The 11923-nt window shown below is 61.7% G+C and carries 15 protein-coding genes; 6 read left to right on the forward strand and 9 right to left on the reverse strand.

What is annotated here, in order from left to right; genetic code table 11:
- Positions 1 to 150: 150 nt before the first annotated feature.
- Both J2857_RS19210 and J2857_RS19215 read left to right on the forward strand, forming a co-directional pair.
- The gene (locus J2857_RS19210) at positions 151 to 741 is read left to right on the forward strand and encodes a TetR/AcrR family transcriptional regulator (RefSeq protein WP_210011617.1); all 591 of its coding nucleotides are present in this window, start codon (positions 151 to 153) and stop codon (positions 739 to 741) included.
- On the forward strand, positions 738 to 1571 hold the full coding sequence (locus J2857_RS19215) for a DMT family transporter (protein ID WP_210011618.1): 834 nt from the start codon (positions 738 to 740) through the stop codon (positions 1569 to 1571). The genes J2857_RS19210 and J2857_RS19215 overlap by 4 nt, the downstream gene beginning before the upstream one ends.
- A 9-nt stretch (positions 1572 to 1580) precedes the next feature.
- Here the strand turns inward: J2857_RS19215 and J2857_RS19220 are convergent, their stop codons facing one another.
- Positions 1581 to 2042 (reverse strand): Lrp/AsnC family transcriptional regulator, encoded by a 462-nt coding sequence (locus tag J2857_RS19220; RefSeq protein ID WP_210011619.1) that lies wholly within the window; start codon positions 2040 to 2042, stop codon positions 1581 to 1583.
- 155 nt (positions 2043 to 2197) lie between these two features.
- On the opposite strand from J2857_RS19220, the gene ald reads away from it, so the two are divergent.
- Complete coding sequence (ald, locus tag J2857_RS19225; protein ID WP_210011620.1) at positions 2198 to 3316, forward strand: alanine dehydrogenase; 1119 nt, start codon at positions 2198 to 2200, stop codon at positions 3314 to 3316.
- Positions 3317 to 3498: 182 nt separating this feature from the next.
- A complete protein-coding gene (locus tag J2857_RS19230; protein WP_210011621.1) occupies positions 3499 to 4185 on the forward strand; it encodes a PadR family transcriptional regulator in 687 nt (228 codons plus the stop codon).
- 67 nt (positions 4186 to 4252) lie between these two features.
- Here J2857_RS19230 and J2857_RS19235 read toward each other — a convergent pair whose 3' ends face one another.
- The 5 genes from J2857_RS19235 to J2857_RS19255 all read right to left on the reverse strand — a co-directional run bounded on the left by J2857_RS19235 (position 4253) and on the right by J2857_RS19255 (position 8210).
- Positions 4253 to 4756, reverse strand: coding sequence for a DUF1203 domain-containing protein (locus J2857_RS19235; protein WP_210011622.1), 504 nt, complete (start codon positions 4754 to 4756; stop codon positions 4253 to 4255).
- A 177-nt stretch (positions 4757 to 4933) separates the two neighbouring features.
- Entirely contained in the window at positions 4934 to 5491 is a 558-nt protein-coding gene (locus J2857_RS19240; RefSeq protein ID WP_210011623.1) for a GNAT family N-acetyltransferase, read from the reverse strand.
- 5 nt (positions 5492 to 5496) lie between these two features.
- Positions 5497 to 6363, reverse strand: a complete 867-nt coding sequence (gene sseA, locus J2857_RS19245) for a 3-mercaptopyruvate sulfurtransferase (protein WP_210011624.1) — start codon at positions 6361 to 6363, stop codon at positions 5497 to 5499.
- Between the two features lie 24 nt (positions 6364 to 6387).
- The gene (locus J2857_RS19250; RefSeq protein ID WP_210011625.1) at positions 6388 to 7125 is read right to left on the reverse strand and encodes an alanyl-tRNA editing protein; all 738 of its coding nucleotides are present in this window, start codon (positions 7123 to 7125) and stop codon (positions 6388 to 6390) included.
- Between the two features lie 47 nt (positions 7126 to 7172).
- On the reverse strand, positions 7173 to 8210 hold the full coding sequence (locus tag J2857_RS19255) for a cysteine synthase A (RefSeq protein WP_210011626.1): 1038 nt from the start codon (positions 8208 to 8210) through the stop codon (positions 7173 to 7175).
- A gap of 340 nt (positions 8211 to 8550) precedes the next feature.
- Between J2857_RS19255 and J2857_RS19260 the strand changes: the two genes are divergently transcribed.
- On the forward strand, positions 8551 to 9192 hold the full coding sequence (locus tag J2857_RS19260; protein WP_210011627.1) for a ChrR family anti-sigma-E factor: 642 nt from the start codon (positions 8551 to 8553) through the stop codon (positions 9190 to 9192).
- 32 nt (positions 9193 to 9224) lie between these two features.
- Here J2857_RS19260 and J2857_RS19265 read toward each other — a convergent pair whose 3' ends face one another.
- The 3 genes from J2857_RS19265 to J2857_RS19275 form a co-directional block, all read right to left on the reverse strand.
- Entirely contained in the window at positions 9225 to 9467 is a 243-nt protein-coding gene (locus tag J2857_RS19265; protein ID WP_210011628.1) for a DUF982 domain-containing protein, read from the reverse strand.
- 158 nt (positions 9468 to 9625) lie between these two features.
- Positions 9626 to 10015, reverse strand: coding sequence for a DUF1236 domain-containing protein (locus tag J2857_RS19270; protein WP_210011629.1), 390 nt, complete (start codon positions 10013 to 10015; stop codon positions 9626 to 9628).
- An 85-nt stretch (positions 10016 to 10100) separates the two neighbouring features.
- Positions 10101 to 10802 (reverse strand): DUF899 family protein, encoded by a 702-nt coding sequence (locus J2857_RS19275; RefSeq protein ID WP_210011630.1) that lies wholly within the window; start codon positions 10800 to 10802, stop codon positions 10101 to 10103.
- Between the two features lie 163 nt (positions 10803 to 10965).
- Between J2857_RS19275 and J2857_RS19280 the strand changes: the two genes are divergently transcribed.
- Entirely contained in the window at positions 10966 to 11607 is a 642-nt protein-coding gene (locus J2857_RS19280; protein ID WP_210011631.1) for an alpha/beta hydrolase family protein, read from the forward strand.
- Positions 11608 to 11923: the final 316 nt, after the last annotated feature.

The following is an 11923-nucleotide window of genomic DNA, read 5'->3' on the forward strand; positions in this document are numbered from 1 at the left end:
TTCCACCAATAGGGAAGACCTGTTGAAGTCCGCTTAGGTCGATCTGTAAAAGTCTATCGATGGTCCGAATCTGCGGAGGCGGCAACTTGACGGCTGAAAGCAATACCCTTAGGTCTGATACAGACCTGTCTCATCACCATGGTGCATTTCATGTCATCCGAGCAGACCCCGCAAACCTCCTCGAAGCGGCAGCATATTGTCGAAACGGCCTACAGGCTGTTCACACAGGACGGCTTTCATGCGACCGGCATCGACCGGATCATCGCCGAGGCCCAGGTGGCCAAGATGACCATGTACCGCCATTTTCCATCCAAGGAGGGCTTGATCGTCGAAGTGCTCGATGAGCGGTTCCGACGTTTCGAGGAGCAGCTCGACCGGATGGCCGCTTTGTCGAAGCAGCCGGAAGGGATGATCGACGATATCATCGAGTGGTACGGACGCTGGTTCAATCGGGCGGATTTCAACGGCTGCCTGTTTGCCCATGCGCTTGCGGAATACAGCTCGCCCGGCCATCCCGTTTTCGAAGCCGCCGTCAGGCAGAAGGAAAGCCTGAGGCGCCGTATAGTGGACATTCTGGCGAAACAACGGATGTCCGGTACCGAAGCTGAAACGGCGTCCACGGCAATCCTGATGCTCATCGAGGGAGCGACCTTGATGGCCGAGATGGGGCAGGGCGGCAAGGCCATCGATGCGGCACGCAAGGCGGTATCGGATATAATCGCCGCGGGCAGCCGCACATGAGCACCTCCGTCGTCCTGCTCGCCCTTTTCGCAGCCGTGCTTCATGCCTGCTGGAATGCGTTCCTGCGCTCCGGCGCCGACCGGTTCTGGACGATGACGATCATGGCGCTGGCGATGACGATTGCCGCCTTGCCGGTGGCATTGATCCTGCCGCTGCCGGCCGCTGAAGCTTGGCCCTATCTGGTCGGCTCCGCGGTCTTCCAGCTGATCTACAGCCTGTTGCTGGTCGCCGCCTATCGGCATGGGGAACTGGGTCAGGTCTATCCGATCATCCGCGGCAGCGCGCCGCTGCTGGTGACTTTGGCAGGGGTGATCTTCGCGAGGGAACTGCCGCTGCCGCTTTCGATGGTCGGCATATGTTTTGTGGTGCTGGGCATCATGCTTCTCGCCCTCGGCAAGGGGAAAGCCTCTACCGGTTCAATGCTCTATGCGCTGGCGACCGGCGTTTCGATTGCCGGTTATTCGACCGTCGACGCCGTCGGCATTCGACTGTCCGGCAATACCAGCGCCTACATCACCTGGGTGTTCGTATTACCCGGCGTCCTGCTCCTGGTCGCCTTCATGGCAATGCGCGGACGCCCGCGGGTCGATCTGCGGTCGCGCGAAACCATGAAGGCGGTCGGCGGAGGCCTGGTTTCGCTCGTCTCCTACGGCGCGGTACTGGTCGCCTATTCGATGGCACCGGCGGGGCCGGTTTCGGCGCTGCGGGAAACCAGCGTCGTGTTCGCGGTGCTGATCGGCTGGCTGTTTCTGGGTGAGAGGCTATCCACGAAGCGCATCGCCGCCTGTATCGTGGTTGCGGCCGGCGCCATCCTCATCGGCATTTCATAACCCGACATTTCACAGACCGACATTCGGCTTGTCGATGATCTCGCGCAGAGCGAAGCTCGAATTGATCTTCACCACATGCGGCAGCGCCGAGAGCCAGTCGCGATGGATGCGCTCGTAGTCCTCGAGATCCTTGGCCGCGACCCGCAGGATATAGTCGTATTCGCCCGACATCAGGTAACAGACCAGGACGTTGGGACAGAGCTTCACCGCCGCCTCGAACTCCGTGAGCGTCTTGGCGAACTGGCCGGACAGCGAGATGTGGACGATCACCATCATCTTGTAGTCGAGCGCCTTGTTGGAAAGGCGGGCGTGATAACCGCTGATCGTGCCGCTCTTCTCAAGGATGTCGAGCCGCCGCGAACAGGCCGACGGCGACAGCCCGACCCGCTCGGCAAGCTCCGCATTGGAGATCCTGCCTTCCTGCTGCAGGGTCCGCAAGATCGCAAGATCAATGGCATCCATGGCGCTCATTGGTAGATCCTTCGAAATATTCTTGGTTCACGCAATTATCTGCGAAAATACGATATTCCGCAATTCGTCTTCGCAAGGACATTCGCGCGATTCTCTGGTTTGCTTCTGGTTGGGAACATCAACCGGCGAAAGCCACAACCTGAGAGGAACGCTGAATGCGTGTCGGATGCCCGAAGGAAATCAAAAACCATGAATATCGCGTAGGGCTTACCCCCGGCGCGGTACGTGAATATGTGGCTCATGGCCACGAGGTGCTAATCGAAACCAAGGCAGGTGCCGGCATCGGCGCGGATGACGGCGCCTATATGGCAGCCGGGGCCAGGATCGTCGGTTCGGCCAAGGAAATCTTCGAAAAATCCGACATGGTCGTCAAGGTCAAGGAACCGCAGCCCTCCGAATGGGCGCAGCTTCGCGACGGCCAGCTTCTCTACACCTATCTCCATCTGGCGCCCGATCCGGAACAGACCAAGGGTCTGCTCGCCTCCGGCGTTACCGCCATCGCCTATGAAACCGTGACCGACGAGCGCGGCGGGTTGCCGCTGCTGGCTCCGATGTCGGAAGTCGCCGGTCGCCTGGCGATCCAGGCGGGCGCGACCGCGCTGCAGAAGGCGAATGGCGGCCGGGGCATCCTGCTCGGCGGCGTGCCGGGCGTGCTGCCAGCCAAGGTCGCCGTCATCGGTGGCGGCGTCGTCGGCCTGCATGCGGCCCGGATGGCTGCCGGCCTCGGCGCCGACGTCTCGATCATCGACCGCTCGCTGCCGCGTCTCCGCCAGCTCGACGACATCTTCAACGGCCGCGTCCATACCCGCTATTCGACGATCGACGCGGTGGAAGAGGAAGTCTTTTCTGCCGACCTCATCATCGGCGCTGTCCTTATTCCGGGCGCCGCTGCGCCAAAACTGGTTAGCCGCGAAATGCTGTCGGGCATGAAGCAGGGCGCGGTCATGGTCGATGTCGCGATCGACCAGGGCGGCTGCTTCGAGACCTCGCATGCGACGACCCATTCCGAACCGACCTACGAGGTCGATGGTATCGTCCATTATTGCGTGGCCAACATGCCGGGCGCCGTGCCGGTGACGTCGGCGCATGCGCTGAACAATGCGACGCTGCAGCATGGCCTGGCGCTTGCCGACCGTGGACTTCGGGCGATCGCCGAAGACAGGCATCTCCGCAACGGGCTCAATGTCCACAGGGGCCGGGTGACCAACAAGCCGGTGGCAGAAGCGCTCGGCTACGAGGCCTTCGCGCCGGAAAGCCTGCTCAGCGTGGCGTAACCGAAGAGCTGAAGGGCCGCCGAGCCATCAGTTAGGGGGCTGGAGAGACGCCGGGCGCTTTGCGTCCGGCGTTTTTCTTCGTTCAAAATCAATCAGATATGATTTAGATATATCTAAATTCTTGACGAGATCGCCTGGGTGGCTATGTTTAGATATATCGAAGACAGTCTAAGGAGACAAAAATGTTTAAGCACAGGTTCGATGGACACAATGGCTGCGGTGAACGCGGCGACCGCAAGGGTTTCGAGGAAGTGTTCGCCGCGCGCGGCGGGCCGTTTGGCGGAGGATTTGGGCGTGGCGGCCGGGGCGGTCCCGGCGGCGGCCGGGGTTTCGGCGATGAGGGCGACGGCCGTATCGGCCGGTTCCTGATGCAGGGTGACCTGCGCCTCGTCGTATTGGCGCTGATCGAGAAGGAGCCGCGCCATGGCTACGAGATCATCAGGCATATCGAGGATCTCACCTACGGCTTCTACGCGCCGAGCCCCGGCGTTATCTATCCGACGCTGACCTATCTCGAAGAGGCGGGCTACGTCGTCGCCGAGGCGGACGGTAACAAGAAGCGATATGCGATCACCGACGAAGGCCGCAAATATCTCGACGAGAACCGCAGCTTTGCCGCGACGATCCTCGACCGGCTGTCGCAGCTCGCCGAGCGCATCAAGCAGCGGCAGGAACGCCATGAGCGCGGCCGTGACAACGGTCCGTCGCTGCCACGTAGCGTCGATGCCGCCATGCTCAACCTTCGCGAGGTGATCGCTCGCAAGCTCGAGGGTGACGAAAGGAAGGGCGGCGAGATCGTCAGGCTGCTGCTCGATTTCGCCGAAAACCTCGAACGCGACGACGAGCAGGGCAACACTCCCCAGAACTGAGGCTCAAGCAGGCCTCGGAACGAACATGACGGCGCGCCGCTTCGATGGAACGGCGCGCCTTCGCATTTCAGATCGCAAGTGTGGCATCGGCGAATATCGACACCTCGACCTTGTCGATCCGGCACTGGTAGCAATTGTTGCGGGCCGAGCGCACGTGCACATAGGCGATGTCGTCGCGGGCCAGCAGTTCCTCGGCGCGTGAAGCGATCCTCTCTGTCGGCGTCACCGCGCCGCTGCCATAAACGATCCGGTCGTCACGACCGTAGCCGCGGACGATATAGTCGGTGCTCGACAGCATCGGCGGCAGAACCTCCTCAGCCGCGTAACGCCGGCAGGGCTGCTTGTGCAGGAAGATCGGGCCGGTTTCCGCATAAGGTTGCAGCTCTGGGAATGGCCGGTAGGCGAGAACCAGGAGTTCTTCGCCCGCATCGATATTCTTCAGGCAATGGCGGCAGGGATAACCGGGGCCGTCAGAGGTCATCGTTTCGGGCTGGCGGCCGTAGGCATCGGTACCGCCGTTCCAGAGGTGTGCGGCATCGGCGGCGGGCATGGCGATGAAGGCGATTGTCATGGCGATCTCCTGTGCGTGCTGCACAACAGATGCGCCCGCGGGATGCGTCTCGCCACCCGATACTTGCCGCTGGTGGAGAAAATGAAATCCGTTGCACCAGCGGGGCTGTAACCGCTGCCTGTTGGTGGCGGACGGATCAGGCTTCCGGGGGCAGATCAGCCGGTGAAGGTGCGGGTATCAGCCGTCGAGCGCTTTCAGGAGCTCGGCATCCGTCATCGGCGGAACCAGAGCCTCGTAGGTGGAGACGGGTGAAAAACCCATCATCTGATAGAGCTGCAGGGCACGCGGGTGGTCGAGCGTATTGGTGGTGACGGTCACCTTCTGCGGATTGTCCTGCCAGGCGGCATAGAGCGCCTGCAGCAGGAACCACTTGCCGATGCCGAGCCCGATCGCCCGTTCGAACAGCCCGAAATAGGAGAGTTCGACGACATCGTCGCTTTCCTTGAACAGCTCGAAAAAGCCGGCCGGCGCGCCGTTGACGTAAAGCACGGTGACGGAGGTGCGCGGGTTGTGGAGCGTGGTCGCAAGCTCTTCGTCGCTCATGCGCAGCCGTTTGTACCAGTGCCAGCGTTTTCCCACCTGCCGGTAGAGATAGCGGTAATAGTGAAGCGGGATTTCCGGCGCGCGTATGATCGCCGTCTGGATATTCACCGGCACCGCCAGGCTGGTTTTCGGCGGGGCGGTCATTTCCAGGCTGGTGACATGGGCTTTGAGGGCAACGGGCTTCTTGGCCATGGTGCTCAAGCCGCTTTTGGCGAGGGCGGACCGGTGACCACGGGCGTATCCTGACGGCTGCCCCATTCGCTCCACGAGCCATCGTAAAGTGCATTGTCCTCATGGCCGAGGGATTCTAGCGCGAGCGTGATGATCGCGGCCGTGATGCCGGAGCCACAGCTCGTCACCACCGGCTGGCCGAAATCGATGCCGGCATCCTCGATCGCCTTTTGCAGCTCGGGCAGCGAACGCAGCTTGCCGTTGACCGAGAACGTGCCGGACGGAAGACTGAGCGCGCCCGGCATATGGCCTGAGCGCATGCCGGCGCGGGGTTCCGGATCGGTGCCGGCGAAACGGCCGGCCGGCCGCGCATCGGCGATCTGCCGCGTACCGTCGCTGACGATCGACAGCATGGTCTGGAAGTCGATCACCTTGTCGACCCGGAAGTTCGGGGTGAAGGTGACCGGTTCGGGCGAGGGGATGGTGGTCTCGAGCGGCCGGCCTTCGGCCTTCCAGCCGTCGATACCGCCGTCGAGCACGAAGACCTGGCTTGCGCCCATGATCCGGAACAGCCACCAGCCGCGCGGCGAGGAGAAGATGCCGGGGCCGTCATAGATGACGATCCGGTCGTTTTCGCGGATGCCCATCCGGCCGACGGCCTCGGCAAACACCTCCGGCGCCGGCGCCATGTGCGGCAGGCCGGTCGAATGGTCGGCGACCTTGTCGTGGTCGAAGCGGATGGCGCCGGGAATATGGCCGGCCGCATATTCGGCGTCGGCATCGCGGTTCTGCGCGGGAAGATAGAAAGAGGCGTCGAGGATCTTGAGGTCGGGGCTACCGAGCTCGTTGTGAAGCCACTCGGACGAAACGACGAAACGGCTGGTTTCACTCATGTCAAATCTCCTTTGGGCCCGGTATCAGGCCTCTGCGCCGGGCTCGCCGAACCGGATGCGGAAACGGCGGTTTTCCTTGCCCTTCTTCTCGATCTTGGCGATATGAATCGCCCCGACCTCCTGCGTTTCGGAGACATGTGTTCCACCGCAGGGCTGGCTGTCAACGCTGGAATTTTCGCCTATGCAGACGAGGCTGACGCGCCCGAGGCCGATCGGCGGGCGGACGTTCTTCGACTTGACGATACCCGGATTGGCCGCAAGCTCCTCGTCGGTGATCCACTGCAGGTAGACGGGGTGGTTCTGGCCGACCAGTTCCATCAGCTTCGCCGTGACTTCGGCTTTGTCGATCGTGTCGGCCATGTCGAAATCGACGCGCGATTCCTCCTCGCCGACCGCGGCGCCGGTGATCGGATACTGGCAGACGACGGAGAGAAGATGGCAGGCGGTGTGCATACGCATCAGCCTGTAGCGGCGCTGCCAGTCGATATGCATGACCAGATTTTCACCGGCCAGCGGCTGCGCCTCGCCTTCGAGCGGCACGTGGATGACGATATCCTTGGTGGTGCCGTGCCTGGTCTGGCCGAGCTGGATTTTCGTGCCGTCGGCGCGTTCGAGAAATCCCGTATCGCCCGGCTGGCCGCCGGATGCCGCATAAAAACAGGTGCGATCCAGCTCGATACCGCCGTCCTCGTGGATGGCCGTCACCACCGCTTCTGCTGTCGATAGATAGAAATCTTCGCGGTAGAGAGCTTCAACGGGCATGCATCACTCTGTTTTTAAGGGGGTCAGACCGTCTGGTTTTAAGGGGGTCAGACCGTCTGGAAGGGAATGTCGATCTGCCGCTTCTGCGTCAGCCAGGCAGGTACGGGCAGGCCCTTCGACTTCAGGAAGTCCGGGTTGAAGAGCTTCGACTGGTAGCGGTTGCCGTAGTCGCAGAGCACCGTCACGATCGTGTGGCCGGGACCGAGATCCCGGGCAAGCCGGACGGCGCCGGCGATATTGATGCCGGTCGAACCGCCGAGGCAAAGGCCCTCGTGCTCGACGAGATCGAAGATGTAGGGCAGCGCTTCGGAATCCGAGATGCGGTAGGCGAAGTCCGGCGTAAAGCCTTCGAGATTGGCGGTGATGCGGCCCTGGCCGATGCCCTCGGTGATCGAATTGCCTTCCGACTTGAACTCGCCATGGGCGTAGAATTCATAGAGGGCAGCACCTTCCGGATCGGCGATGCCGATCTTGATATCGGGGTTCTTCGCCTTGAGGCCCATGGCGACCCCGGCAAGCGTGCCGCCCGAGCCGACCGCGCAGATGAAACCGTCGACCTTGCCGCCGGTCTGCTCGAAGATCTCGGGTGCCGTGGTCTTTATATGCGCTTCCCGGTTGGCGACGTTGTCGAACTGGTTCGCCCAGATCGCGCCGGCGGGCTCGGTCTTTGCGAGCTCCTCGGCAAGCCGGCCGGAAATCTTCACGTAGTTGTTGGGGTTCTTGTAAGGGACCGCCGGGACCTCGACCAGCTCGGCGCCGAGCAGTTTCAGCGCATCCTTCTTTTCCTGGCTCTGGGTTTCCGGGATGACGATGACCGTGCGGTAACCCAGCGCCTTGGCGACTAGGGTGAGCCCGATGCCGGTATTGCCGGCCGTGCCTTCGACGATCACGCCGCCTGGGCGCAGGAGGCCCTTCTTTTCGGCGTCGCGGATGATGTAGAGCGCAGCGCGGTCCTTGACGGACTGGCCGGGGTTCAGAAACTCCGCCTTGCCGAGGATTTCGCAGCCGGTCGCTTCGGAAGCGCCGTTCAGCCGGATGAGGGGCGTGTTGCCGATCACGTCGAGGACGGAGGGATGGGAGGTCATCGGGGTGCCTTCTTGTTCATCGCACATGTAAACAGGGTCTTTTCGACGGACAAGGACCCGAGGGCAAGAAATTCTGTTTCCGGAAAGGGTTGGCCCCGGTAAAATCCGTCTTTCCGGAGCCGGATCTGCGGTTGCGAGGGTCGGCCGAAAGAGGGCTGCGAACACCATTCTCTAATGTATCGACAAGCCCTTAAAAAAATCGGCCCCATTATATTGGAAGTAGTAATCCAAATTTCTCTCCATGCGTATAGACCTACAGTTAAAGCAGATACGGAACCGTGTTGCGCGTCGATTGGACTGCGTTTTAACCGGATTTCTTGCGTAAAACTGGCATTTGGACATGCTGCAGAACCTCGAACGGCTGGATCTTCTGATCGCGCATTACGTGTCCGGCACTCTTCCGGAGCCGGCTCGCGCTCTCGTCGGTTCGCATCTGGAAATGCAGGCTTCGGCCGCGAAACTGGCCCGTCTGCTGGAAGGCTTTGCCGGTGAGATCCTGCATACGACACCACCCGTGGCATTGTCGGCCCACAAGCGGCGGTTGGCCGAGATCTTCGCCTCTGCCGGCCCAGCGGAGCTTCCCGCCAGAATCGTCGAAAAATCGAGATTTCCCGCCTCGCTGCGTGCTTATGCCGGTGCGGACCTCACCGATATCCGATGGAAAACGAAACTCCCGGGACTGCGTCATCACGTCATCGAAAAGTCGAAGGATGTCGAGACAAGTCTTTTATGGGTACGACCGGGAAGGGCGCTGCCCCAGCACGGCCATCATGGACTTGAGCTGACATTGGTGCTGGAGGGCGAATTTCACGACCACCGCGGCAATTTCGGCGAAGGGGACGTCTCGGTCGCGGACGAAATGCTGGACCATCGGCCGATCGCGGGTAAGCGCGGGCCGTGCCTGTGTTTCTCCGTGCTGTTCGCGCCGATCGCCCTTTCCGGCTCCACCCTCCGGCTTTTCGGCGATATCATCGGTCTCTGAACCATGAAGCCGGCCATTGCCGGCTCATTAGTTCAGTTCAGATGCAATTGCGCTTCGCTGACGGCTTCTTCGAATTGCAGACGTGCTTCCTCCGGCGACCTGCGCCCATCGAGCGCTGCCCGGCAGACGCTGCGCGCCTTGACAAAGTGCGGCCCGCGCATATCCGGCCACCGATCCGTCAACAGCGCAAGCGCCTCGAACGGTCCGTTGATGACCTCAGTACCGAGTTGCCCGAAGGCGACGCGCACCGGTTTTTGCCAACTTGCCTGCGGCATCTTTCGTTTCCTCCCTGGATACCAACCTTGAAAAACGACGAAGCCGGCAATTGGTTCCGTCAGATTTCAAAAAAAATTTGATAAGACAGCAAGTGACCTCAAGAACAAGCCGCCGCACCTTTCGGTACGACGGCTTTCCATCAGCAATGCGGAAACGATCACTCGACGACCTGAACCACCGTATGGGTGCGCGGATCGACGATCACGCGCTGCTGGTTGACGACCGCATAGGCATAGGTCGGCGCTTCCGGGACCGGGGTCAGCACGACCTGCCGCGGGATCGGCTGGCCGACGACGACACGTTCCTGCACCACCACGGACTGCTGGATTGGCTGTTCGCGAACATAGGTCACAACGCGTGCCGGCGGCGGATCGATCGCCGTGCCGGCGACTGCGCCGACCACGCCGCCCACCGCAGCGCCGACCGGACCGCCGACGATTGCACCGGTCACGGCACCGCCCACGGCACCGTTGACCGTGCTCTGCTGGGCCATGGCGCCGGTCGCGAGAAGGCCGATCGCGGCGGAGAAAATGATGAGCTTTTTCATGGTCACTTCCTTTCGGTTGAAGTGGCCGGAGAACGTGACGACATCATCTTTCGTTCCGCCGCAATCGGGGCGCAGGACTTAAGTCCTAATAGGACAGCTTGGGATACCAGTGCGGCGCCCGGCCTTCCGGGGTCGAGTCGAGGATCGTCCAGATCGGCATCAGATCCGGCGCGCCGCGCGGATCCTGGCCGGGGTCCGCGGTGGCCCCGCCCATCTCGCCGCTCCAGAAATGCCGCATCGTTCCGTCCCGGCGGGTGAACACGTTGAAGGCCGCGTCATCGCTGCCGTCCTTGCCGAGCGCATGGTAATCCCGGCTGAACTCGCCGCTCGTATCCGAATAGAGTGGCAGATGGTGCCAGCCGCGTTCCCTCTTGAAATCCGTGAGGCGCTGCACCGGCGAGCGTGCCACGACCGCGAATGCAACGCGTTGCTGGATGTCGGGAACTTCGCCGTCCCAGGAGGAGAGCAGCGACGTGCACATCGGACAGGGCCGCTCGCGCTCCGGGCCGAACATGTAGCTGTAGATGACCAGCGTTTCCTTGTCCGCGAACAGTTCTTCGAACGAGATAGGGCCGTTCACGCCCTCGAATGTGTAGTTCTTCGGCACATGCCCGCCCGGCGGCAGATGGCGTCTCTGCTCGGCGACGCGTTCGATATGACGGCGGAGTTCGATTTCCTCGGCGAGAAGCGCGTTTCGCGCCTCCCTGTAGGCGGCGCTTTCGTTCGGGAAGTGCACGCCGTTCTTTCTCGCAAGTTCGATTGCTGGTGTGAGGCTCTGCATGTCCATGACATTCCTCCATCTGTAATGGCTGGGCAGGAGACTTGGCCTTGCTCTCGTTGATATAGTCGCCAAAGTGCGGGCGGCCATGGCTCGCACATACAAAGGACGTGCGCCAACGGCGTGGTCCGACAGGCGCATGTGAAAAGTGAACCTGAATTGAGGGAGCAAGATGTCAGGGCGATTTCTGATCGAGGGGCCGGGGGATGCGCGCGTCACGATTCTGCTGGCGCATGGCGCCGGCGCGCCGATGGATTCGGCATCGATGACGGCTGCGTCGAAAGCCCTGTCGGACAAAGGTTTTCGCGTGGCGCGCTTCGAGTTCGGCTACATGGCGGCGCGCCGCACCTCCGGCGATCGCAAACCGCCGCCGCGGGCCGAAACCCTCAATCCCGAATACAAGGCGGCGATCACCGAACTCGGCGCGAAAGGACCGCTGATCATCGGCGGCAAGTCGATGGGCGGACGGGTCGCAAGCATGGTCGCCGACGAGCTTTACGAAGAAGGCAAGATCGCCGGTCTGCTGTGCCTCGGTTATCCGTTCCATCCTCCGGGAAAGCCGGAGCAGCTGCGTACCCCACATCTGAAAGGTCTCAAGGCTCCTGCGCTGATCTGCCAGGGAACCCGCGATGAATTCGGCACGCGCGAAGAAGTACCCGGCTACGAACTCTCGAAAACCATCGAAATCCTCTGGCTTGAGGATGGCGACCACGACTTGAAGCCGCGCAAGAAAATTTCCGGCTTTTCCACCGCAGATCATCTCGCGACGATGGCACAAACCGTGCTCGCCTGGACGGCAAAGTTGAAGATCTGAGCGGGATAGAGTTTCTCATCCCGCGACGTTGATGGTGACCCGCACGAGGCATGGGGACGGAAATCCCCAGTCGGCGACATGGAGAAAAGTGATCCCGAAATCTTCCATTTGATGTTACGAACTATTTAGTACAAAATGGCCCATCTGGTGCCGGCATGGAGCGGGAGGTCGCCGGATCACCGAGGAGCCTCCGCAACAAATCGGAGGGCAGGGAGGGAGCGCATGAAGACGTCGATAGCCACGGTTTCGATCAGCGGGGACCTGCCGGAGAAGCTGGAAGCGATTGCCAGGGCGGGTTTCGATGGGGTGGAGATCT

The organism is Neorhizobium galegae (genome assembly GCF_017877055.1).
Lineage (GTDB): Bacteria > Pseudomonadota > Alphaproteobacteria > Rhizobiales > Rhizobiaceae > Neorhizobium > Neorhizobium galegae_D.